The following is a 23,483-nucleotide window of genomic DNA, read 5'->3' on the forward strand; positions in this document are numbered from 1 at the left end:
CGAATTCGGTCACGGCGCAGGTCGAGCTCCGGCTGTACCGTGCGCGGTGGCGGCAACTCGGTCGGTCGTGTATTCGGACAGCTCGATGTGACGGCCCTCGTCGAGATTGGACACCGCGTATGCCGAGCCGACAATCACTGCCAGCGTGAACACCATCACCGAGCTGGTGCCACCTAGGGCAGCGAGAGCTGCTGCAACGAAAGGTGCCGGGGCAGAGAAGATCAAGTTGGAAAACGTATGTGACATGGCAGCGCCTGAAAATCGCACCTCGGTCGGAAACTGCTCCGCGAACAATGCAGGCTGAGCGCCACTGAGGAATTGAATCGAGCACAAGACCAAGGTCACTATCAGGCCTGTCACGAATCCGTTCGCGCTGGCAAGGGTGAAGAAGAGTAAAATTCCAGCGAAGCAGCTTGCGAGTCCGATGTAAAAGACTTTCCTGCGTCCGATGCGGTCACATACCCATCCACCGGCGATCGAGAAGAAGATGGATACGCCGTTGGCAATCATCAGGATCACGAACGCCGTCTGCGAGGACATCCCCGTCTCACTCGGAAGGTAGCTCAGCCCGTACACAGCGATCAAGTAGAAACTGAGTGACGAGCCGCCCCAGGCCAGCGTGAGCATGAAAACCGTGCGTGGATGCGTCCTCAGCACCGACAGTCCGGCACCGCGAGTCTTCTCGATCCTTTGCTCGACAGCACTGTTGACTACGAACGCTGGGGTTTCCTCGAGCTTCGTTCTGATGAAGACGGCTACGACGACGATAAGGATGCTGCCGAGGAACGGCACGCGCCAACCCCACGACTCGAACTGCTCCTGGCTGAGTGTTGCACTGAGAACGACCAAAGCGAGGTTCGCGAGTACCTGACTGACCGGCGAGCCAACTATGATGAACGAGCCCAGTAGTCCTCGCCGGCTCTTGTCGCCGTGTTCCATCGTCATGAGTTGGTTTCCGATGGCTTCGCCGCCCAACGAAAATCCTTGAACGAACCTCAGACCCACGAGCACAGCGGCAATGCCGAACCCCTGTCCCGTCGGCAGAAAACCGATCAGGATCGACGAACCGCCCATGAGAATCAGCGTGGCGAACAAGATGGGCTTCCGCCCATGTCGATCGCCGAGATGGCCGAATACCACCGCGCCTACCGGTCGTGCGACGAAACCGACGCCGAACGTCGCGAACGATGCCAGGAGCGCACCAGTGGACCCCAGACTGTGAAAGAACAAGGCCGGGAACAGTGTTGCTGCGAGAGCGCCGTAGACGGCAAAATCGAAATATTCCAGAGCAGACCCTAGGGTGCCACTCACGACGGCGCGAGTCTCCATCGTTCTGGGCTGCATACGCGCGGCCGGGATAGGAGCGGCCGACTCCGGTTGACTATCTGTGTTCACTTCACTCTCCGAATCTCTTCATCGAGTCGCCGGGCGGTCGCTGCGGTGGACCGGGCCCAGGAGGTCCCGATACGGAATGGCTGCTCGATTTCGGTATTGATGTTGCCTCGATCACAACTCCCCTGACCCATTAACCCCTCTCCCAGGACCCGCGTCCAATACCGACATCCGAACACCCGGATAGCCACTTCCTATCGCCAACGCCTCTCCTCGATTCTTCTTGACGCGATGTTTCATATATGAAACTATTTGGCAGTTACGATGACTACCGCGAAAGATGGGCTAAGACGTTGACCGCAGAAGCACAGGATCAGAAGTACCGAGCGCCCGCGCTGGCGAAGGGCCTCGACATTCTGGAGCTTCTCGCTTCCACCGAAAACGGTCTTGCTCAGGCCGAAATCGGTAAGCAACTGGGGCGAACGACATCCGAGATCTTCCGAGTTCTGATGGTGCTACGCGAGCGAGACTACGTCCAGGTCGATGAAGCCGACAGATACCGACTGACGACAAAGTTGTTCGAAATGGCGCACCGCACCCCTACCATTCAGCGTCTCACTGCAATTGCAGGGAGCGAGATGCAGAAGCTTGCCAATCGTATCGGCCAGAGCATCCACCTCTGCATCCTTCATTCTGGTCAATTACTCGTCGTCGCTCAGGTCGATTGCCCCGATACCAACGTGCACACCGTTCGACTGGGTGCGCTCATTCCGATCGACAACTCTGCGTCCGGTCGGGTACTCGCTTCGCAGATGGATCCCGCCGACCTAGAGATTTTGCTTACCCTTGCCGGGCCCGGTGATAATGACCAGCGCACTAGGTTTCTAGCAGATCTCGCCCAAGTACGGGGAGCAGGCTACTGCCAAGGCAGGTCGCTTACAATCGAAGGTATCACCAACATTTCTGCACCTGTCTTCGACTTCACGGGCAATGCCGTGGCCGCAATGACCACCCCGTTCATTCACCGACTGACGGGAACCGAGAATGTAGACCCGGACCATGCTCGGATGTTGTTGGTGCAGACCTGCGAAAGCCTTTCCCGCAGAATGGGAGCGGGAGCGAGTGCCAAGCACTGATGTCGAATCGGAGACGCATCTCTAAATTGTCGACTCAGCTTCTTTGCGCTTTCTCGATCCGGCTACTGCGAAGGGGTCTCGCTGCGGAACCTTGACGAAAAGCAATAAGACGAAGGCCAGAGTTAGTGCAACCAACGGGACGCTCATTCCGACGATGATGTCGCCGGGGGTCGCTATCTTGCCGATGAGGAACGGTCCGAAAAATCCGCCCGCGGAGGCGAGCGAGTTGATCACTGCAATACCGACAACGGCCTGACGCTTGGTCAGAACCTCACTGATCAGGGCCCAATATGTCGGAATGTTCCCGATGACACCGCATGCAAGAAGTATCAAACCAATCATCCCCAGCAGCGGCGAGTCCCGGAACACACCAGTTGTAACAAGACCTACTATCGCAGTGGCGAAGCAGAACAGAACAATTGGCTTTCGTCGACCGCTGATATCGGCATACCGAACCAAAAGCAACATCACGATGGCGCCGCAGACGTACGGAATCGCTCCGTAAATTCCGATGCTGGTGGGTGAGTATTCCGGATTCAGCTGGGATACGACCTGCGGAAGGAAGAACGTCATTCCGTAGGTGGCAACTCCTGCGAGAGCATTGATGAGTCCGAGATACAGAACTTTGCGATTCTTCAGCGTCTTGAGCTCGCTCGAGTGGTCCTGGTCGCCTTCCGGCATGGCCGCGTACTCGTCCGCAATCGAATTCTCCAGCCAATTCTTCTCGTCGGCATTGAGCCACTTTGCCTTGTTCGGACGGTCCGCCAACGTCAGCAATATCCACACTCCGAGCAGGACCGGCGGCAAACCTTGCAAGATGAAGATCCAGCGCCACGAACTGAGCCCGAACCAATCGACATGATCGAGAATAAGCCCACCGCTGAGGCTACCGACGATGAGGGCAAACGGCATTGCCAGCGCCATAACACCTATGGCGCGGCCACGATCGTGGTTGAGGAACCAAAATGTCAGAAACAGAATCAGACCGGGGAACAACCCCGCTTCAGCGATCCCGAGCAATATTCGTGCGACGTACAGCTGAGTAACAGAGTGTACGAATCCGGTCGCAACAGTGACCAAGCCCCAGGTAATCGCAATACGCGCCAGCCAAACCCTCGCACCGACCCGAGCGAGGATGATATTGCTCGGAACTTCCAAGAGCACGTAGGCCAGAAAGAAGATTGCCGCAATAGCACCGTAGGTTGCCACATCGATGCCGAGCTCACTGCCCATTGTGAGTTGGGCATAGCTGATCGATGAACGATCCATGTAGTTGAACGCATAAAGCAGAAAGACAATCGGCAGGATCGTCTTTCGCACTTTCCTGACAACTGCCTTGCCGTCGACCGGCGAACTGACCGGCTGAGGATTTGTAGTCACCGCACTACCTCCATCTTGATTCGACCAGAATTTTTTGAACAGAACTTTCGGAACTCGGTACATCTAAAAGAATCATCGCTCAGCGAAGGAGCTCGATGATTTCGGTCAGGTCGTTGCACGCCTCCAACCCCCAGAGCAGTGTCGTCACCCGGTCGATGTCCTCCGTCGGTAGTGGTCGAACAGAAACGCGGGCACAGTCATCGAACTTCTTCGACAGTTCTTCCACGGTCATCGGTCGCTCCGGCGTGCCAGGAACATCAGAACCCCGGCGGGTGAATACTTGTCCGTTACGGAGTTGCACCTCGACTTTGCCATCCGGCAATTTCAGATCCCAGTTGAGTTCGGCATCCTGTACCGGAACCACCTTGCTCGCCACAGAAAGGACTTCAGCATCTTTCAATGTGTCAATAGAGAAGTCGGACAACAGCATCGAGCCCTTCACCAGTGCTACTGCGACTGTGAACGGTAGCGAGAATTTAGCGTCCATCATGGTTTGCGGTGCTTGTCGAGCGTGGAGTGGGAGAGTCATCCGTTCTGCGAAGTTGCCGACGTACACTCTGACCTCGGCGATGTCGGCAGCGTCGAAGGGGTTTTCGCGCACCAGCTCGATTGCGGCATGAATGTATGTATGCGCGTTTCCGACCGCTGGCCAGTACTTGTACGTCATGCCTTCGCTAAGGTAGTCGACTCCCAGGCCTTCAAGCATTTTCTCGCGGTCGTACTTGCCGCCGAAGTAGACGTTGAAAATTCCGGCCTCCCCCTCGAAGAGGTTCCGCATTCCATGCATACCTTTCCCGGCCAGGAGGGTTGCGTTCACACAGCTTTGAGCGATGAATCCCGCGTACAGACCCCGGACGTCGCTACCGACACCGAATATTTGCTCCATGGTGCCGCCTGCGGTAAGGCTTGCAATGCCCAACGAGTGGGCTATTTGCTCTGCGGTCAGCCCCATCAATGAGCCACAGGCGGCAGTGCCCGAGTACGTCCCGACGACACTCGACAGATTCCAGTCCATGTTCCATCCGACGTTGCACCGTAGCCGGATGAACAACTCTTGACCGATGGCCACCGCGGTGATGAGGTCCCTGCCGGTCACGGAGCCCTTGCGTTCGGCCAGAGCAAGGAGAGCCGGCACAAGTGAGCTGTCCGGGTGTGCACCCCACGGAGTCTGGCTGTCGTAGTCGAGACCGTGTGCGAGAGTGCCGTTCGCGAAGGCTGCGGCTGCGGCGGGAACGCGGCCACCGAAACCGAGGATGGTTGCTTCTTCCTTACCGCCCGCATCGGTGACAAGCTCGATGATCGGTCTGACAGCGGGCTCCATGCCACTTGCGCCCAGGATTACCCCGAGTGTGTCGAGAATGCTCTTCTTGGCGGCCTCGACCGCGCCCGCCGGCAAGTCCACATATCGCGTGTTTGCAGCGAACTCAGCAAGGTCCTGAGAGAGGTCACGGTTCGTCATCGTCGGTTTTCTCCGATTGGGTGATTGGTGTTGTCGGTTTGTCGGGGTGGCCGTTTCGTTGGCAATCCAGATCTCGAAACAGTGATCGGCCGATACAAAGTGTCGGTAGTGGCCCATGACCAACACTTCTGCGCCCCTACAGGCATGCTGTCTGCCCGCCGTCCACCGAAACGACCGAGCCCGTCATGAAGCTGGCGTCATCGCTGAGCAGAAAGACGATTGCCGCCGCGATTTCTTCGGGATAACCGATTCGACCAATTGGATGTTTTGCATTGATCGATGCGGCCTTCACCGGGTCGTTCATCATGTAATCGGTGAGAGGCGTTCTGGTCATTCCGGGAGCCACCGCATTGACGCGTATACCTAGGGGACCCAGCTCAGGGCACATCGATTTCGTGATTCCGGAGATCGCAAACTTGGACGCGACGTACGAGAGCCGATTCGGCACACCGAGAATCCCTGCCCCTGAGGAGATATTCACGATCGCCCGCGGACCTTGGGTGTCTTTCTCGGCCAGCACGAAGGCCTGGCACATGTTTATCGTGCCGTCGAGATTGACAGACATGATCTTGCGATGAGCCTCAGGGTCGAGGTCGACAATTGTTCCTGCACCGGTGATGCCGGCGCAATTGACGAGCCCGTTGATACTGCCGAACTTCTGGTGCATCGTGTCGAGAAGTTTCACGGCTGCGGCGTGATCGCAGACATCCAGCACCGCTCCGTGCACGCGGTCGGCGTTGGACACGTTGGCGATCGCCGCGTCGACCGCCTCCTGCGCGACGTCCACGACGACGACAGTCGCACCCTCGTCGATCAATCGAGCCGAGGTCGCGGCACCGATTCCACTACCCGCGCCTGTCACAACGACAGTCCGGCCTTCAAATCGCAACATCACTCAATCTCCTATGAATTGTCAGGGGCGTCGAGGTCACAGCCAGCTCTGGATGTGACGTGACGCACGTTCGCCTGTGAAAGACAGTTTCATATGTAGACGGTTGCGTCAAGGTCGGGTGCCCGCCGACTCGCACACCAGGTGACACTCGCGTGGCAGATCCACCGAAAAGGCACACGTCGTGGGTAAGTCGGATGAGGTACTCGATCCGTAGCGCGCGCGTTGTGAATTCGATGCCGCCGAACGGCGGTATCTGGTCGACCGCGCTCCGGCTCCGCGGCCCACGAGCACAGCTCCGCGGCGACGAAAAGTGGGAGCCATCCCGGCTGCAATTGCAAGGGTTGCCGGATTGCATGACTACGTCAGCGGTGGTTCTGCGCAACGTGCGAATCGACTTTGCGGTAACCAATGCGCTGGGCCAAGCGGAGCACGCTCCCCTACTTTGCGAAGGTCGGCGAGCCGACATCGCCCGCTATCAGTTGCTGAATACCTCGGCCCGGTACTTCGTTCCGGATTGAGGTGGAGCTGCACCTTCGTCCGTACTGTTGCTCTTGTCCGAGGCAGGACGGGCCCAAACAACCGCGCGCTGCCTGAGCTCATCGGCGAAATGGGCACCAATCAACGCGGGATCCAAGTCGAAGCGAACGGGCCCGAACGGCATTTCTACTACGACTCCAAGTTTGCGGTGGCGACGGGTGGCACCGACCATGGACGGCTAGTCGGTGAACCATCGTCGCCGACGGAGAGGCGTTTCAGAATTGTTGATGACAAGTCGGCGGTGCCGGGCAGATGACGGCCCACATCAAGTCGACCGTCCAACCGTTTGGATCCGACTCTGCATCTCGAGGTTGCTCTTAGAGCAGTAGCGTCATCGGTCAGCTCGTTCAACCGCTCGTGAGGACGTCGATTGTCCACATTCCAGGCGTGTACGAAGCCACTCGTACCCGATCATGGTCAAGTACCAGCAGATCTCCGCCTTGCATCACGCGAATGAGGTATGCATTTGGGTAGCAGTCTGCTCCCCCATCGCTGATCACGTGGATACAGCTGCGGTTCGAGACCTGACAGTCTTTTGCGATCGTTTCTCTCGTTTTCGCGGTCATTCAGCTGCTTTCGGGATCATATGAGCGTCGGCTAACCTCGGAGATCGGAACTTCAAGATTTTTTCAGACCAATTTCACAACTTCCTTATATCAAAATCCAGTATCGAAAGCCGATACCACTTATAGGCCTGGTAGTGACTTCTCCCTGACGTCGCTCCCCGTACCAACAAACCGGTAGGAGCAGATCGGAGGTCGACATGACCAGTTCACACTGATGATTCATCCTCTTACGGTGCCACCAAGTCGCGACTTCGAGGGGCGTTGGTCGCGGGCCAATCCCCACGACTCAGCCTGAATTGCTGAGACTGATAAGCCGTATCGAGTTTCGATATTGGACTTGGCTCACCAGATAGTGGATAAAGAAGGCTGACGGTGACGGAATCTACCAATGCAGCCGATGCAAACAGTAGTGACCCCGATGGTTCGCTGCATCAGCGAGTGCTCGACAGCCGTATCCCGGCCGTCCCGAACGTGGAAGGACCTGACCATTCTCGCATCTGACACGCCCGAGCTAACCCCTGCTCTCGCGGAGCGCATCCACAGACACCAGGTCGTTATTATTGGCTCCGGGTTCGGTGGATTGTTCGCGGCGAAACAGTTGCGTAAAGCCAACGTCGACGTCACGCTCATTGCCAAGACCACTCATCACCTGTTCCAGCCCCTGCTGTACCAGGTGGCAACCGGGATCCTGTCCGAAGGCGAGATCGCCCCGTCGACCCGGTTGATCCTCAAGGATCAGCACAACGCATCGGTCATCCTCGGCGATGTCACCGCCGTCGACCTCGACGCGAAGGCCGTCACGTCCCGCTTCCTCGAGCGCGTCACCGTCACCCATTACGACAGCATCATCGTCGCCGCGGGCGCGGGTCAGTCTTATTTCGGCAACGACCACTTCGCCGACTATGCACCCGGCATGAAGACCATCGACGACGCCCTCGAACTCCGCGGCCGTATTCTCGGCGCATTCGACCAGGCCGAACTCGCAACGGATCCAGCCGAGATCGAGAAGCTTCTTACCTTCGTCGTCGTCGGCGCAGGACCGACCGGAGTCGAAATGGCCGGTCAGATAGCCGAGTTGGCGCACAAGACGCTCCGTGGCACCTACCGCCACATCGACAGCCGCAGTGCCCGCATCATCCTGCTCGACGCCGCACCGAAGGTACTGCCGCCGTTCGCCGATTCCCTCAGCCAGGCCGCCGCAAAGCGTCTGACAAAGATGGGCGTCGACATCCAGCTAGGCGCGATGGTCACCGACGTCGATGCCGACGGCTTGTCGGTCAAGGACGGTGACGGCACTGTTCGACGCATCGCGGCCCGCACGAAGGTGTGGTCCGCAGGAGTTGCGGCGAGCCCGCTCGGTAAGCAACTCGCCGAGCAGTCCGGTGCCAAGATCGACCGCGCCGGACGCGTAGTGGTGAACAAGGACCTGACGCTCCCCGGCCGCCCCGAAGTTTTCGTCGTCGGCGACATGATGAGTCTCGACAAGCTCCCCGGCGTTGCACAGGTTGCGATTCAGGGTGGCCGCTACGCAGCACGTACCATATCCGCGGGAGTCGAAGCCGTCCGCGCAGGCCGGGACGTACCGACGCGCAAGGACTTCAAATACTTCGACAAGGGCTCGATGGCGACCGTCTCGCGATTCAGTGCCGTTGCGCAGGTCGGACCGATCAAGGTCACCGGGTTCATCGCCTGGATGATGTGGTTGCTGGTGCACCTGGTGTACATCGTTGGCTTCCGTAGCCGTCTGACGACCGTCATCTCGTGGCTCACGGCGTTCTTCTCCCGCGGCCGTGGCCAACTCGCGATGACCGAGCAGCAGGTGGACGCACGGGCCGCGATGGTCCGTTTCAATGCGCCCGACCCGAGCGACGCCGGTATCGAAGTCACTGCACCGGACCCAAAATCCGTTACGCGCCCACTGCAAGGAACCCGAGGTTAACCAGCAGACCAATACACGAGTGCGCCGAATGATGCGCTGCCGGCTTCGGAAGAGGCGAAGCCAAGCCATTCGCCTTTGATTCGCCGGACTTCGCCGATTTCCGATCGATCTCATGAACCTAGGACAACAATAATGACGCCAATTCTGAAATCGTCCATACCCATCCCGAACCTTCAGCAACCGGCACATATTTGCCCGTCGACGGTGGATATCTGGTCCGTGAAGCCGATGCACTCATGCCGGCCGAAGTCAGCACGATCATTCGTTGTTCGATCTTTACACGTGTACAAACTCGCTTCAATGAGAAACAACTCTGTGATCGCTGATCCAAAATGCTGGCGGACGTACAGAGTAGGACTGTAGATGCCGGCCGCTTCGACTCCACACGCACGTCCTGCCAACGCGGCCGGGGACTGGTTAGCAGCGCTTGCCGGCCGGTTGATCTGCGTCATCAGTAAGCCCCTCGAAGCTCGTCATCTCAGCCTCGAATTGTACGCAGCATCGCGTTTACTAGTTCCGGACGGCGAGCAGTGATGTAATCCCTACTTCTACGTGGAGCGCAATTCCCGTGCACGGCGTCGCCAGCATTTCCACGGTTCCCACACTTGGCACTCCCCCCACGTCGGACACCAACGCCATTCCTGGCATCGTCACAACCGCTGCGCAGATCAGTTTTCCAAGGTGGACTCTACGAAGCTCGCGCGATCGAAACAATGTCGAATCTGGCCGATCGGCTAGGTACACGCCTGAGCGCAAAGGACTTCGAGAAGTGAAAGGTCCCGATGACGACCGTCTCGCGGTTCAATATCGTGGCGCGGCCGGACCCATCAAGGTCGCCGAGGACAGCGCCTGTGTAGCACGTTTGCTGGTACACATCGTCAGATCGAACGTAGATTGTCGGCTACACTTCGGTCCCCGTATAGGCAGACTGACTTACGCCAAAGTGGCCCTATCACCACCCACCAACATGCACTGAGCGTTCGCCGTCTCCGAACTGTTCGCAAGGAAGCGCTTCGAAGTGACCACTGGATTTGCTTCACGGAATCGCTTACTCAGTCGGATCTACGCCTCAATTATTGACGTTATCAGGAGTGCAATGCAGCATAGTACCGAGACCGACCACGTCTCATCCGATCAGGCCGTCCCGCGCGGCCAAGTGGCACTCTCAATGTCTGTCCTCATGACACCGGACATGAGCAATTTCTCGGGAAATGTTCATGGTGGTGCGCTACTGAAATTACTGGATCAAGTTGCCTATGCTTGCGCGAGTAGATACGCGCAAACCTATGTCGTGACAATCTCAGTTGACCGAGTAATTTTTCGAGAGGCAATACACGTCGGTGAGCTCGTGACTTTCTCCGCTTCGGTCAACTACACCGGACGGACCTCAATGGAAATCGGTATTCGCGTGGATGCCGAGAACATTCGGTCGGGGCAACTCAGACATGCCAACAGTTCTTACTTCACGATGGTTGCCGTAGACGGGGCCGGCAATCCCGCACCTGTTCCACCACTGCATCCGAGCGGTGAGATCGCCATACAGCGCTATAACTCTGCCCGCGCCCGCAGACAGGGGTTCGCGAACCTGACAACACATCAGCAACCAATCTGACAGTATTCACGAGAGTCCCGCGTGCGACACGGGATTCGGCGGCGCCCGCGCAGATCCTACGAAGGTTGCGGCACTTGTGCTTGAGCGTCGACTACTGCGACTCAGCACACCATCTCCACCAACTCGCTTCGGCCGCAAGCATCGGTCAACTAGAAGCAGCAGGATGGCCAAGTCACGGCGCTCAGGGAATGCGTTTGCACAGCCCCGACACCGTTCTCGGTCGAGTCCTACAAACAGCTCGTGTCCTCGACGAGCAGTGGGTCGCATGGAGATGGTCGATCCCCGGCTCCGGCCTACTCGCGCCGTACCCCGGAGGGCTTCTCGGCGACGGGGTCATTCGCGGACGGGGACAGACGTCCGGCGGTGTGACGACGATAGTTGATCGCCACGATCGAGGTGCCGGAGGTGGCTGTCGGACACAGCTCATCCGAGCGACCGGATACAGACCAGCTGGTTGCTAGCGCGATGAGCGAGGAGTCGTTACGGTGCCTAGTTACCGATGGCACCGAGATCTAGGAGGCAGAGCAGATGCCGGGGGAATGGAAAGCAGCGGTCACCGGGGCAGGTTCGGGAGTGGGCCGTGAGGTCGCTCTGCAACTAGCACGCTCGAACTGGTCTCTTTCTCTCGCAGACAATAACTTTGATGCCCTCCTCGACACACAGTCAGAGTGCGCGGCTACCACCAACACCGCACACGCGACTCACCTGGATGTCACCAACCGAATCGAAATCGATTCGTGGGCGGCGTCGTCACGCTCCGCACTGGGCGGTATCGATGCGGTCTTCAACGTCGCAGGCGTTCTCTACAGCGGCGATGTCATCGACACTCCCCCAGCTGACTTCGATCTAGTGATGGCGACCAACTTCGAGAGTGTCGTCAACAGCTCTCGCGCTTTTTTGCCGGACATCCTGAAGTCGCGTCGAGGTCGAATCGTCAACGTGTCGTCTGCATTTGGTGTCATGTCTGCACCCGGCTATTCGGCGTACAACGCATCCAAGTTTGCCGTACGAGGTTTCACCGAGGCCCTCAACCAAGAACTGCGGCTGGCGTCACGAACCGCGCGTGCGACCTGTGTGATACCTGGTGGACTCAAGACGTCGATCGCTCGGACGGCGCGGGCGGCACCAGGCGTTGATCACGCGCGGACTGCCGATTTTTTCGATAGCCGCATAGCCCGAACCACCCCCGAAGTGGCGGCCCGACAGATCATTGCGGGTGCGTGGAGGGGGAAGTCGCAGGTGACTATAGGGAACGACGCCCGCCTCGTCACCGCGACCACGCGCGTACTTGGCCCTCAGTACCAACGGCTGCTGCCTTCGCTCCAAGCACTACGACGGACCTAACAAGTCGTCATCAACAGAAACCATTCACCAGACCTGCGGGGGTCGGTCAACTATGTCGAACAGCTGGATCCTGATAGAGACGTTCGGAGACGCGGAGCCTACCGTGATTGGAGTTGGGTCTTCGCCCAAATCCTTTGTTCCACCTCGTAAAGTTCTCCGCAGCTCCACCAGCCGCGAAGAGGCAGTCGCCGCGGTAGCTGAGGCGCTTTCCACAGGCACCGTAGTGGATCGGCCATGCAAAGACCGCTACAGGCGAATTCTGGCCGAACCACTGCACACCTTCGCGGGCCGTACACATGGCGCATGGGTGTGGCTCGGCCAGCGCGACGAGACTCCACCTCGACGAGACGCCGCCGGGGCGTGGCAGTTCAACCTAACCAAGAGCACAGCAAGCGGTAGCAACGATCTACTCGACCTTTACTGCGTTCCGCAAGACGAGCGCGAGACGCAGCGTGCACTCGCCGGAGCGTTCACCCGACTTGTCACCAACCGGGACGAGAGCGAAGCTATGGCCAAGATCGTGCAATCAGCGCCGGGCACCACTCACCAAGCGGTCTGGACAGTGAGGCGGGACGACGGCGAACTTCGAGCCGCGCATTTCTCGTGCCGGATGATTGCCGAAGACGGGATTTCGGGCACCGAAGTCATCCTGAGGGGTATCACCCAGGACATCGGCCCCGCAGGTGAAATCAATATCGCTCCCCCACCCACGATTCTCGAGCATCGCGTTCTGGAGGCTTCCACCAAGGAGGGCGAGTACCGCGCACTGGTCAACCTTAGAAATCTGAGCTTGCTGCGCTGGTACAACTCTGAACCTGCACCGAGTATCTGCTGGGAAAACCTTCCTGACGAACCGGTACCGGCGATTCATCCGGACGACATACCAATTGCGAAGCAAATGTCGAACGCACTCGCACGCGAACGCACCAACGGCGTGCTTCGGTTCAGAACTCTTGACGGCGACTGGAAGCCGATGACAATTGATGCCGTTCTAGTTTCACTCGATCAGCACACCACGGCCGCACTCGTCACTCTGACCGAATTGTGCGAGGAGTAAATAAGTTCGCGGACCCATGCGGACCCACATAGCCCACTCCGGACTGAGTGCAGTTGAAGCGTGAACTCCGAAGGTGCGTTTAATAGTTGCGTTTTTTACAAGGATTGTGCGCGTGTCGTGCGGGCATCGCGAGTTCGACTCCACGCAGCTGCCACTGTTCGAGTCGACACACCATACGTTTCGGCGAACGACTCGATGCGCTCCTCGGTCTCGGACTTTCGCCCACGCTCGATGTCGGCGAGAACGGTAGTCGACATCCCGAGCAGCTGCGCAGCGTCACCCTGGGACAGCGCCGCATGCACCCTCAGGTCGGACAATTTGAGCTGAGACTGCGGGATCGGAACCAGCGCCGCTACGGACGTGTGCAGGGCGTTCGCGATTCGGCCAAGCGTCGCAGGCGGTGGCGTCGAGCGTCCAGTTTCCCAGGTCGATACCGCCTGCCTCGTCGCGCCCACCTTCGCCGCGAGGTCGTCTGCACTGAACCCCGCCCGTACCCGTAGCTCACGCAACCGGTCGGCGCGAAACCCACGAACTCCGCTTCGCGGCACTGTCCCCAACTCCCTGTCGACCTTTCAAGACAGTCCCATCTTCCTCGATCCGTCATGACCTTGGACTCTTGTGCGTTTTATAGTTGCGCGTTACAGTTGCTGTCATGCATCCCTTCGATCTCGGTGCTACGGAGCTGAACCAATTGCGCGGTGCACTGAACCTGTTCTACAGTCCTGATGCGCGCCCAAAAGGGATTCCTCGGTGCTTGCCTATCTCGGCACTGCTTGTAGCGCGGGACATCAGGTCGGTCTATTCAAAGAATCCGTCCGATCATTCCTGTCGGGAGTTCCACATGTTCGCGTCGCTCGCCCTTGCCGCATCGCACATGCCATCGACGGCTCAGACCAGCATTTACCGTCGTCGAAGTTCAGCGTTGAGCCGTTACGGACGAGGTGCGACAGCAAGCGCATTCGACCGACATTGCCGTTTCCGTCGAAGTCACGGGGCCGAACCGAAGTGAGCACCGCACGGGATGCGATGGAGCCGAATTTCCTCCCAGAGCATCAGTTCTGCGCGGCGATCGTCGTGAATCGGACACATGGCGACTTGATTGCATGCTCGCTCGACCACGGGCATTCCGGTCGCCATCAATACATCGGTGACGACGGAGCACTGCTAGCCGAGTGGAAGCCATCCACATCGTGCAACGAGCGGTCCATTCCTACCCGTATGCCGTAGACCTGGCAGTTCGGACTGCCCCGACTCGAGTGGGCTTTCGCTGATAGCCCCACTCGTGAGCTACAGGAGCTCCCCCGCGCCTTGTAGCTCGACCGGTGGACCGGCGCGAGGGTCGCGTAGTAAGCGCATTTCATCATGTTCAGCGCTGCGTGGCCCCGCCGGGACATCGCCCCTCGAACCCACACCCGTTCGCACAGAAAGGATTCCGTACCTGATGTGGATTTTCCAGCAGCCTTGGTTCTGGTCGGTGGTCTTCGGCTGGCTCTGTGCCTCTAGCACGTGATGGGTGCGTGCAACTGGCCCACAACCTATCGATCGCACGCACCCATCCACTTCTCCCCACCGACTCACTAAAACCAATTGTCGCCAGAGTGATTGTCCCGCAGACGCATTCACCAGCACGACCCGATCGCCGGGTCGCACCAGGAGAGGATCGGCACCAATGCCAGCATCACAGGGCACCGGACACCACCGCTCATCCAAGAAGCGAGGGCGGGTGATCAAATCGCTGCCCGCCGTGGCCGCGGTGACGATCGCCGGCCTGACCGTGCAGGCCGCTCCCGCGCAGGCTGCACCATCTCAGCCGGGAGTGACCAGTCCTCGAGGATCACAACCGGGGGTCACGAGCACACCGCAGACGGCACCGGCCATCCCGCCGCCGCCAGCTCCGAAACCGCGCCAGTACTTGGACGGCTACCAGCCCTCACCACAGGTGCAGCAAACCCCATCGCGTAGCTACGACGACTACTTGGCCGGTAACCAGCAGTCCTCGAACTACCAGAACACTTACTACCAGGCCCCCGCTCCGCCGGCTGCCCCGAGTGAAGCACCCCCGGCGCTGCAGGCGACTCCGCCGCCACCGCCGCCGGTCCCGACGGTGCAGCGCAAGGTCATCGCCCCGATCGAGGCCCCGCCCGGAACCTTCATCGCCGGCGGCACGTTGGTGCCGGTCGATACCAACATCGTCGACCAGAACCTGCTCACACGTACCAACAACACGTTGCAGGCGATACAAGCCGATGGCGGAAACTGGCTTGTGGACAACGGATTCGCCGACGCGCCCCGCGCCGACCGGATCGCAGCGGGTACCGCGACCGGTGTCATCACCGGTGGCGCTGTCGGCCTCGCTGCATCGGTGGTCCCGGCCGCGGTGATCACCGGCACCGCTGCTGCCGTCGGCGGCGGACTCGGAGTCGCCGCTACCACCGGCACCGGTGCGGTCGTCTGGGGAGGACCGGTGGGTTGGGTCTTCATCCCCGGCGCAGCCGCACTTGCCGGTGCAGGCGTCGGCGCAGCACTGTCGGCACCGATCGTGCTGGGCCTGACCGGCGCAGGCGCTGTCATGGGCGGCATCCTCGGTGCCACCGTCCTCGGCGGCGAGCAGCAGATCATCGAAGAGCCGGCCCCCGCCCCGGCAGTGGTTCCCCCGGCTGCCGACAGCGTTCCGACGATCCCGCCGGCCGCGACAGTCGATCTCCCCGGCCCCATCGGGCAAGTTCGCGACACTCTCGCGGCCGACCCGAACGGCCGCCAGGTTCTCGCGGCGGCCGACAAAGCCGTTCAGAACGCGGCTCCGATCGTAGACAAAGCCGTCAACGATGCGTCGGTGTGGACCGCACCGGCCGTCGAAGCAGCACAGGGGTTCACCTCGAAGGCCCTCGAGCAGCCTGCCGTCGCCGACACCGTCGCCGCGGTCAACACCGCAGCCGCACCCATCGTCGATCAGGCCACTGCCGCTCTCGGCGGCTTGCAGGCGGCGTTCGCACCCGCCTGATTCGCCCTACAGCCAGCTAGTTGAACCAGCCAGGAAGGACACATTCCAGATGATCCGCCGTTCGACGACATCTCCGATTGCCAGTGCCACCGGCCCAGCCCGATCAGGGGTGCCGTCGAGCTCGCCCCGTGTGCCGCGATCGCGCCGACGCGCGATCGCGGCCGCCGGGGCTGCTGTCGTGTTCGTAGCCGTCGCCGCCGCTGTGTTGCTCAGCGGTGGCGACTCCGAGCCGGACACGACAGCCACCGACACGATAGCCGCTTCCTCCGTCGCGCCGACAACCGTTGCGGCCGGGCCGGATTGCTCGATGCCGACCGGTGATCAGAACAGCGGCCCCGGGGTCATCGCCGCGTTCGAGCACGCGTACTACGTCCAGCGATCGGGCGCGGCCGCGCACGCTCTGGTGTCACCGAACGCCCCGGCAAGTGCCCCGTTCACCGTCGAAGCCAACCTCGACGCAGGTATCGCCACCGTCCCGGTCGGCACCACCTACTGCCTCGACATCGACCCGCTGCGCACCGGCTGCTACACCCTCACTCTCACCGAGAGCGGCCCGAACGGGCCTGGGACGCAGTACCGCCAACGGATCACCACCGACAAGGTCGACGGTCGCTACGTCATCGCCGCCATCGAGCAAGCGTGATCACCCACCGCCGCCACAGCGCGAGATCGCCGCAGCACCGCGGCGAACAGCCACCACGAAAGGAACGTCAGGACATGAGCGATGCAGCGAGCGAATGGGCCGAGGCCGCCACCGCAGTACGACAGGCACGCGAGACCCTCGAGGCGTCGACCGCGAGCGAGATCCGCGCATGGGCCGAAAAGTCCGGGCTGACCGACTGGTCGATGTGGCAGAAGATCAAACGAGAGCTCTACAAGCAGCTCGACCTCGACTACGACGGATTGCGCGCCAGCGAAGCCGAGCAGGTCACCGACGCCGTCGCCTCCGCGGCATCGGCCGCACCGGTGGTCGAGCTCTACGCCGCAGGTGATGAGCGTGGCAGCTTCGCAGTGGTCGGAGACGGTGACGAAACAGCCTGGTACGGAACATTTCACGCCAAGGACGCGGTCTTTCGGCAGGGCGATCAAGCATCGGCCGACGACTCGGCGGCCGGCAAGGCAGCCTTTCTCGCCGGCAAGCTACGCGAAGAGCTCGACGCCCCCGCGATCCGGCTGATACTGCATATCTCCAACCCGCACCTCGACGGCACACGGCTCGCAGCTCTCGCCGCGCGATACGGAGTGCACCTCGAACGCCTCGAGATCGACGACGAGAACCCGGCCACCGTGTGGTGCGAGGTTCCCGGACACCGTCCGTGGCAGGCCATCCGGCTCTCCGATCTGCTCGTCGACGATCAAGCGGAGGTCGGCTGATGGCCGAACAGCACCCGCGCCCAGACGTCGACAACCCCGTCGCGGGGTACGAAGCCGAGGACACCGTCAACCTCCGCGCTCAACGCCTACGACGACCCGAATCCGAACCGGACGAACAGCCTGCGGAAGAGCCGGCCGACGACACGGCACCGGACCCGTACGGGGTCGGGCAGGACGCATTGGCAGCGGTCGAAACACCCGACGTCGACCCCGCAGCGTTCTACCGAGCACGACTGTTCGACCGCCAGGAAGAAGACCCGACCGCCGAGCCCGCCGAAGCAGGGCTGAGGGGCCGGATCAACGCCGCCCTGGGAACTCATCTCAAGCCCAAGCCCACCTCGGCCGAAGTCAGACTGCGTCAGTCGATTCGCGTTGTGCAACAACCCCTTCCCGGATGCTCGGTGGTCTCGGTCATCAATCCCAAGGGCGGAGCGGGCAAAACTCCGACATCGGTGCTGCTCGGTTCGACGTTCGGTAAGCACCGTGGCCACGGGGTGACGGTGTTCGACGCCAGCGAATCGCTCGGCAGTCTCGGCGATCGAGCCGCCCGCACCACCGATCCGGAGCTCACGGTGTGGGACCTGCTCGACCATGCACACGAGCTGGCGTCCTCGTCGGCGGTATCGGGATCGCTCAACGCGTTCCTGCGGCGTCAACCGACGATGGAAGACATTCTTGCTGCGGACAATTCGGCCGACCGTGAGCGCAATCTGGGGTGGGACGAATGCGCCGCGGTGATGGCAGTGCTGCGCCGACACCGGGACCTGATCGTCATCGACACCGCCGCCAATCCCTTGGCCGAGTCCTGGCAGTGGGCCGTGCAGCATTCCGATGCCCTGGTCGTTCCGCTCCCGCTACGCCTCGACATCGCCCGGCAGGTCTATCAGATGCTCGAGGGCATCATCGCCCGCGGCTACGGTCACCTGTTGGCGTCGACGATCGTCGTGACCTGTGCAACACCCGATTCCAACCCGCAGTTGGCGTCGGCGGTCTTCGAGGACCTGCGCAATCTCGGTGTCCAGGAAGGCAATTTCATTCAGGCCCCGTACGAATCAGCGCTCGCCCGCGGCGATCGGATCGTCTATAAGGACCTCCCCCCGGACACGATCGAGGCCTACACCAATGTCACCGCGCTGGTCGCCGACAACGTCGCCGCGGCACGAGCCGGCGCGGCCTATCAGTTCACCGATCCGTATTCCCCGCAGCCGGTGTACCGCCAGCCCGACAGCGCACCACCCCCACAGCTCTCGCAGTGGGAGCGGCGCAGCCGCGATCGTCGCGGAGCCTGACCCGTCCCCATCCCGCTCGAGCACACGAGGAGAACACCATGACCGGCCAGAGAACGCTCACCACCGCGCTACGACGACCGCGCTGGGCGCACTCCGCGATGGCAGCAGCCGCCGCGGTGGTCCTGGCCTTGGGCGCTGTCCCAGCACACGCCGCACCGGCAGCGACGGCGGCGACCTCGTGCGCGAAGTACGTCGCGATCATGGCCCCGGGTACGTGGGAGACCAATGCCGCGGCGAATCCCACCACCCCGGTCGGGATGCTCGCCACCGTCGGCAACGCCCTGAAACAGAAGTACGGCAACGACATCGAGGTCTACTACCCGGCATACGCGGCGTCGGCGTTCGACAAGGGCCGTACCTACGCCGACAGCAAGGAAACCGGCAAGAGCGCCATCAACAACATCCTCACCTCGGCGTGCGCGACGTCGAAGTTCCTGCTCTCGGGCTACTCCCAAGGCGCGGACGCCGCCGGCGACGTCGCCGCCGAGATCGGTAACGGACGCGGCGTCGTTCCCGCGTCCCGGATTCTCGGCGTCGGCCTGGTCGCCGATCCGCACCAGGGCACCGCCGGCGGCACCGTGGTCGGACCGAAGGTCGACGGCCAGGGCATCGGCGGGGTCCGGCCCGAAGGCTTCGGCTCTCTCGCCCCGGTGGTCAAGCAGCTCTGCAATCCCACGGACCTGTACTGCTCGACGAACGCCGGCAAGGACGGTCTGCTCGCGGGCCTGGGCAAGGTCTTGGCGAACAAGCCTGTCGACCCGGCCACCACCGGCGGACAGGCCGGAACCGGGTCAACCGCGGCAGCGTCGAGTGCCGCAGTGCCGTCGACGACCGCGCAGGGCGGTGTGACCGGTGCCGGGACACAGCCGGGAACGACGCCGACACAGGCCGGAGGGGTCAGCGATTTCTCGTCGTCGCTGGTCTCGGACTTCTCCCGCGTCGATCTGGCCGGTGCCGCGAACACCGCATCGACTCTCGGGGAGCGGGTAGCCACCCTGCCCGACTCGGTGGGAACCAACCGCACTCAGTCGCAGGTCGCCAGCGTCGGGGCCTCCGCGACATCGTTGCTCAACACCCTCGAACCGGTCGCCGACGTGCAGTCGGTGATCGCCGCGAACCCCGGCATCCGCTCGACTCTCGACACCGCCCCGGAAGGATCACCGGAGGCCAAGACCTCGACGGTGCTCGACGCACTGGACCAGATCGACATTCCCGCAGTCCTGAGCACAGCGACCTCGATCGCCGACACCGCATCGTCGGTACTGGGCGGCACCGGCACCACCGCCGGCCTCGCAGGCACTGCGTCGACCCTGGGCGGGCAGGTCGCACCGTTGCAGTCCGTGTCCCCGGACGCGCTGACCTCGGCAACGCAGGTGCTCTCGCTGCTCAAGCCGAAGACGGTGGTCAACCAGGTCGTCAACGTCGCGACCGGCTTCACGAGTCTGGACTACCAAGGCATCGTCGACAACCTGATCGCGTTGCCGCAGAAGGTCGCTGCACTCGATGTCACGGGATCGCACAAGATCGCCGGAGATCTCAACAACCAGTTCGCACCGATCGTGAAGATGGCCGCGGGAGTGGATCTGCACACCCTGTCGGTGTTGGTGGCGATGATCCCCGACCCCAGCGGCTCGGCGCAGATCGCCTCCCTGGTGCTGAGCTTGCTCGGCAACGTCGACGTGATCCGCCTGGCCAACGATGTCGGCGCGATTCAGGAAGTCGCGTGGAAGATCCTCGAAACCGGCAACCTCGCGGCCACCGCCGAGCTGCTTCCCATCGGGCTCGACCTCGCCTCGGTCGCGGTCGGAGTCCTGACCGGCTCGGCCGCCAAGACCAGCCCCGACCAACTCGGCGCACAGACCCAGGTCACCGGACAGTCCGCAGCGATCGGCCAGCAAGCCTCCACCGGCGATTTCGCCGGTCTGGCAGGCAGTCTCGTCTCACTGGCCTCGTCACCGAGTGCCGGCGATGCCGCCGAGCTGGTCGGTGCCGGTATCGACGCCGCGACGTTCTTCGCCTCCGGTGCGCACCAGTCCTACGGCGACTTCAAGGTCGACTCCACCGGCCGCAGCGCCCTGCAATGGCTCATCGACTTCTTCACCCAGAAGATCGGGGGCTGACCGGCGGCCACCGAGCAGGCTCTGCAGCCGGGCGGGCATGACGCAGAGCAGCCGAAAACTACAGCACCACAACCGAACTACACGTACCACCACAGGTGTCCGGGCGGGCACTGATCATCTTTTTCGATTCGTGAGGACATGCACCGATGGCAGCATCACAGCAGGGCAGCAAGGGCAGTGCCGGCGCACTGAGCCTGCTGCTGATCGCCGCCGTCGCTGCGATCGGCATGTTCGGTGTCCTCTCGGGCGATCGCACACCGCCGGTCGACGAAGGCACCTGCCTGCCTGCCGGCGCGGCCGTAGTGGCCCCGCACTCGGGAACAGTGGTGATGCCGCTGCGTGAAGGCACCTATCAGGCCACGAGCGGTTTCAGTGCCCGCACGAACCCGGTCACCGGCGAAGCCGAAGGACACCAGGGCCAGGACTACTCCGCCCCGATCGGAACCCCGATCTACGCGGCCACCGACGGCACGGTCGTCAAGGCCGAACACGCCAGCGGGTTCGGCAACTGGATCATCATCGACACCACCGTCGACGGACAGTCGCTCTCGACGGTCTACGGCCACATGAACGACGACGGCGTCGGGGTCACCGCGGGCCAGACCGTCAAAGCCGGCGACCCGATCGGCGGCGTCGGCAACGCCGGACAGTCCACCGGCCCGCACCTGCACTTCGAGGTCTGGCCCGGCACCCGCCTCGCATCCGGATCGAGCCCGGTCGATCCCGTCGCCTGGCTCGCCGCCGCCGGTGCCACCGCACCGACCGCCACCGCAGACGTCCTCGCCGCAGCCCCGGCCGGCCCCTCCGCCGCGACCCCGACCACCGGTGCCGCGGCGCAAGGCGTATCGAGTCGATCGGTCAAACTCGCCGCCGCCATCAAACCCGGCTGCGGAGTCCCGGCCGGATCGACCGGACTGCGACCGGGGTCGGTCCCGGCGGACTTCGAGCCGTGGATCGTCAAGGCCGGCACCGTCTGCGCAGAGGTCACCGCCCCGGTCGTCGCCGCGCAGCTCGAACAAGAGGGCGGCTTCAACGTCAACGCCCACAACAACGGTTCCGGCGCGGACGGACCGGCGCAGTTCATGCCCGCCACCTGGGCCGCGAATGGCGTCGACGGAGACGGAGACGGCCGCAAGGACACCCGCAGCATCGCCGACGCGGTGATGAGTCAAGCCGCCTACGACTGCGAGCTAGCGGGCATCGCCAAGGACTCGCTCGCCGCCGGCAAGGTCAGCGGCGACCTGACCGAGCTGTACCTGTCGATGTACAACTGCGGGCCCGGTGCGACCCTCTCGCAGGGCCGGGTGTGCCAGAACGCCGAAACCCTCGACTACGTCGCGAAGATTCCCCGCCGCGCAGCAGAAGCGTTCTCCGTCGCCGTCCCCCAGGCCACGCCGGGCATCGTCCCCGGTGGACCGTTCGGTCAGAACGTCGTCGCGGCCGCGATGCGCTGGCTCGGCACCACCTACGCCTGGGGCGGAGGCGACCGCAACGGCCCCACCCGCGGTGTCAGCGACGGCGGCGGCCGCGCGGACATGATCGGCGACTTCGACAAGGTCGGCTTCGACTGCTCCGGACTGGTCCTCTACGCCGTCGCACAAGCCTCGGGCGGTGCGATCGTGCTCCCCCACCAGGACTCGGCACAGATCGCCGACAGCCGCGGCCGCGTGATCGTCACCCCCGGCGAGCTCGCTCCCGGCGACATCATCCAACCCCACTCGGGCCACATCTTCATCTGGCTCGGCGGAAACAAGGTCGTCGAGGCACCGCAGTCCGGCGACGTCGTGAAGGTATCGGACTGGACCCCGCCCGCGAGCGGCCTGACAGCACGGAGATTCGGATGAGAACCACCCACACCGCGTTCGCCGCAATCCTCATCACTGCAACGGTTCTCACCGCGTGCGGTGGCCAGGAGACCGGCGGCACCGACGCCCCGTCGATCCCGGCGCAGCAGTGGACACCGGGTACGCCCCCGCCGAGCGGCAGCGATCCCACCCGTACCCCGGCGCCGGCCGCGACCGCGCTGCCCGACGTCGCCGGGGTGGACAGTCAGGACCCGGACTCGGTGGCCACCGCGGCCTTGACGGTCTGGTTCACCTGGAACACCGCCGTCGACGCCGGACCCAACGACGCCGCCGCCCGCACCGCACCGCTGCTCACCTCCGACTACGCGCGTGAGATCACCTCCACCACAGCGCAATCGAGCTCCGGCGCGCAATGGCTGGACTGGGCCGCGCGCGGCGCGGTCCTGACCCCCGACCTCGTCCCCGACGACGAACCCGTTCCCCCGCAGACCGATTCAACGGCCTACCGGTCCTACCACCTCACCCAACGCATCGACGGTGCACCGGTGAGCGAAAGGGTCGTCGCGATGATCCTGCGTCGCGGCCCCGACGGCTGGGAGGTGAGCCGCATTCAAGACAAATAGCTATTACCTCGTTCACG

Annotated in this window: 18 protein-coding genes; 13 read left to right on the forward strand and 5 right to left on the reverse strand. The window is 62.2% G+C overall.

What is annotated here, in order from left to right; genetic code table 11:
- Positions 1-9: 9 nt before the first annotated feature.
- Complete coding sequence (locus CH278_RS15055; protein WP_179274377.1) at positions 10-1,311, reverse strand: MFS transporter; 1,302 nt, start codon at positions 1,309-1,311, stop codon at positions 10-12.
- 374 nt (positions 1,312-1,685) lie between these two features.
- Here CH278_RS15055 and CH278_RS15060 point away from each other — a divergent pair, with 374 nt between their 5' ends.
- Positions 1,686-2,468, forward strand: a complete 783-nt coding sequence (locus CH278_RS15060; RefSeq protein ID WP_217901044.1) for an IclR family transcriptional regulator — start codon at positions 1,686-1,688, stop codon at positions 2,466-2,468.
- A 21-nt stretch (positions 2,469-2,489) separates the two neighbouring features.
- On the opposite strand, the gene CH278_RS15065 is transcribed toward CH278_RS15060, so the two are convergent.
- The 3 genes from CH278_RS15065 to CH278_RS15075 form a co-directional block, all read right to left on the reverse strand.
- Complete coding sequence (locus CH278_RS15065; RefSeq protein WP_256991786.1) at positions 2,490-3,848, reverse strand: MFS transporter; 1,359 nt, start codon at positions 3,846-3,848, stop codon at positions 2,490-2,492.
- A 79-nt stretch (positions 3,849-3,927) separates the two neighbouring features.
- Positions 3,928-5,307 (reverse strand): MmgE/PrpD family protein, encoded by a 1,380-nt coding sequence (locus CH278_RS15070; protein WP_094622278.1) that lies wholly within the window; start codon positions 5,305-5,307, stop codon positions 3,928-3,930.
- Positions 5,308-5,443: 136 nt separating this feature from the next.
- Complete coding sequence (locus CH278_RS15075; RefSeq protein WP_094622343.1) at positions 5,444-6,199, reverse strand: SDR family NAD(P)-dependent oxidoreductase; 756 nt, start codon at positions 6,197-6,199, stop codon at positions 5,444-5,446.
- A 353-nt stretch (positions 6,200-6,552) separates the two neighbouring features.
- Here CH278_RS15075 and CH278_RS27610 point away from each other — a divergent pair, with 353 nt between their 5' ends.
- The 5 genes from CH278_RS27610 to CH278_RS15105 all read left to right on the forward strand — a co-directional run bounded on the left by CH278_RS27610 (position 6,553) and on the right by CH278_RS15105 (position 13,254).
- Positions 6,553-6,717, forward strand: coding sequence for a hypothetical protein (locus CH278_RS27610; protein WP_179274378.1), 165 nt, complete (start codon positions 6,553-6,555; stop codon positions 6,715-6,717).
- Positions 6,718-7,789: 1,072 nt separating this feature from the next.
- Complete coding sequence (locus CH278_RS15085) at positions 7,790-9,241, forward strand: NAD(P)/FAD-dependent oxidoreductase (RefSeq protein WP_094622344.1); 1,452 nt, start codon at positions 7,790-7,792, stop codon at positions 9,239-9,241.
- Between the two features lie 1,168 nt (positions 9,242-10,409).
- Positions 10,410-10,853 (forward strand): acyl-CoA thioesterase, encoded by a 444-nt coding sequence (locus tag CH278_RS15095; RefSeq protein ID WP_256991791.1) that lies wholly within the window; start codon positions 10,410-10,412, stop codon positions 10,851-10,853.
- A 528-nt stretch (positions 10,854-11,381) separates the two neighbouring features.
- On the forward strand, positions 11,382-12,197 hold the full coding sequence (locus CH278_RS15100) for an SDR family NAD(P)-dependent oxidoreductase (protein ID WP_094622281.1): 816 nt from the start codon (positions 11,382-11,384) through the stop codon (positions 12,195-12,197).
- A gap of 52 nt (positions 12,198-12,249) precedes the next feature.
- Positions 12,250-13,254 (forward strand): GAF domain-containing protein, encoded by a 1,005-nt coding sequence (locus CH278_RS15105; protein WP_037183642.1) that lies wholly within the window; start codon positions 12,250-12,252, stop codon positions 13,252-13,254.
- 95 nt (positions 13,255-13,349) lie between these two features.
- Here the strand turns inward: CH278_RS15105 and CH278_RS15110 are convergent, their stop codons facing one another.
- Positions 13,350-13,802 carry a helix-turn-helix transcriptional regulator gene (locus CH278_RS15110; protein WP_037183640.1) on the reverse strand — a complete coding sequence of 151 codons (453 nt, stop codon included), beginning with the start codon at positions 13,800-13,802 and terminating at the stop codon, positions 13,350-13,352.
- Positions 13,803-14,923: 1,121 nt separating this feature from the next.
- Between CH278_RS15110 and CH278_RS15120 the strand changes: the two genes are divergently transcribed.
- The 7 genes from CH278_RS15120 to CH278_RS15150 all read left to right on the forward strand — a co-directional run bounded on the left by CH278_RS15120 (position 14,924) and on the right by CH278_RS15150 (position 23,466).
- Entirely contained in the window at positions 14,924-16,255 is a 1,332-nt protein-coding gene (locus CH278_RS15120; RefSeq protein WP_256991787.1) for a hypothetical protein, read from the forward strand.
- A gap of 49 nt (positions 16,256-16,304) precedes the next feature.
- A complete protein-coding gene (locus CH278_RS15125) occupies positions 16,305-16,898 on the forward strand; it encodes a hypothetical protein (RefSeq protein WP_244165050.1) in 594 nt (197 codons plus the stop codon).
- Positions 16,899-16,972: 74 nt separating this feature from the next.
- A complete protein-coding gene (locus CH278_RS15130; RefSeq protein WP_094622346.1) occupies positions 16,973-17,629 on the forward strand; it encodes a hypothetical protein in 657 nt (218 codons plus the stop codon).
- A complete protein-coding gene (locus CH278_RS15135; protein ID WP_037183637.1) occupies positions 17,629-18,918 on the forward strand; it encodes a MinD/ParA family ATP-binding protein in 1,290 nt (429 codons plus the stop codon). The genes CH278_RS15130 and CH278_RS15135 overlap by 1 nt, the downstream gene beginning before the upstream one ends.
- Positions 18,919-18,956: 38 nt before the next feature.
- A complete protein-coding gene (locus CH278_RS15140; protein ID WP_094622347.1) occupies positions 18,957-21,038 on the forward strand; it encodes a cutinase family protein in 2,082 nt (693 codons plus the stop codon).
- Between the two features lie 146 nt (positions 21,039-21,184).
- The gene (locus tag CH278_RS15145) at positions 21,185-22,882 is read left to right on the forward strand and encodes a peptidoglycan DD-metalloendopeptidase family protein (protein WP_094622284.1); all 1,698 of its coding nucleotides are present in this window, start codon (positions 21,185-21,187) and stop codon (positions 22,880-22,882) included.
- Positions 22,879-23,466, forward strand: coding sequence for a hypothetical protein (locus tag CH278_RS15150; RefSeq protein WP_094622285.1), 588 nt, complete (start codon positions 22,879-22,881; stop codon positions 23,464-23,466). Before CH278_RS15145 ends, CH278_RS15150 begins: the two co-directional genes overlap by 4 nt.
- Positions 23,467-23,483: the final 17 nt, after the last annotated feature.

This window comes from Rhodococcus sp. 05-2254-5, assembly GCF_002258575.1.
GTDB classification, from domain to species: domain Bacteria; phylum Actinomycetota; class Actinomycetes; order Mycobacteriales; family Mycobacteriaceae; genus Rhodococcoides; species Rhodococcoides fascians.

What these genes read in the sequence shown, in the direction of transcription:
- CH278_RS15070 (WP_094622278.1), bottom strand. Translation starts at nt 5,307, where the DNA reads ATGACGAACCGTGACCTCTCTCAGGACCTTGCTGAGTTCGCTGCAAAC.
- CH278_RS15075 (WP_094622343.1), bottom strand. Translation starts at nt 6,199, where the DNA reads ATGTTGCGATTTGAAGGCCGGACTGTCGTTGTGACAGGCGCGGGTAGT.
- CH278_RS27610 (WP_179274378.1), top strand. Translation starts at nt 6,553, where the DNA reads ATGACTACGTCAGCGGTGGTTCTGCGCAACGTGCGAATCGACTTTGCG.
- CH278_RS15095 (WP_256991791.1), top strand. Translation starts at nt 10,410, where the DNA reads ATGTCTGTCCTCATGACACCGGACATGAGCAATTTCTCGGGAAATGTT.
- CH278_RS15100 (WP_094622281.1), top strand. Translation starts at nt 11,382, where the DNA reads ATGCCGGGGGAATGGAAAGCAGCGGTCACCGGGGCAGGTTCGGGAGTG.
- CH278_RS15105 (WP_037183642.1), top strand. Translation starts at nt 12,250, where the DNA reads ATGTCGAACAGCTGGATCCTGATAGAGACGTTCGGAGACGCGGAGCCT.
- CH278_RS15120 (WP_256991787.1), top strand. Translation starts at nt 14,924, where the DNA reads ATGCCAGCATCACAGGGCACCGGACACCACCGCTCATCCAAGAAGCGA.
- CH278_RS15125 (WP_244165050.1), top strand. Translation starts at nt 16,305, where the DNA reads ATGATCCGCCGTTCGACGACATCTCCGATTGCCAGTGCCACCGGCCCA.
- CH278_RS15130 (WP_094622346.1), top strand. Translation starts at nt 16,973, where the DNA reads ATGAGCGATGCAGCGAGCGAATGGGCCGAGGCCGCCACCGCAGTACGA.
- CH278_RS15135 (WP_037183637.1), top strand. Translation starts at nt 17,629, where the DNA reads ATGGCCGAACAGCACCCGCGCCCAGACGTCGACAACCCCGTCGCGGGG.
- CH278_RS15140 (WP_094622347.1), top strand. Translation starts at nt 18,957, where the DNA reads ATGACCGGCCAGAGAACGCTCACCACCGCGCTACGACGACCGCGCTGG.
- CH278_RS15145 (WP_094622284.1), top strand. Translation starts at nt 21,185, where the DNA reads ATGGCAGCATCACAGCAGGGCAGCAAGGGCAGTGCCGGCGCACTGAGC.
- CH278_RS15150 (WP_094622285.1), top strand. Translation starts at nt 22,879, where the DNA reads ATGAGAACCACCCACACCGCGTTCGCCGCAATCCTCATCACTGCAACG.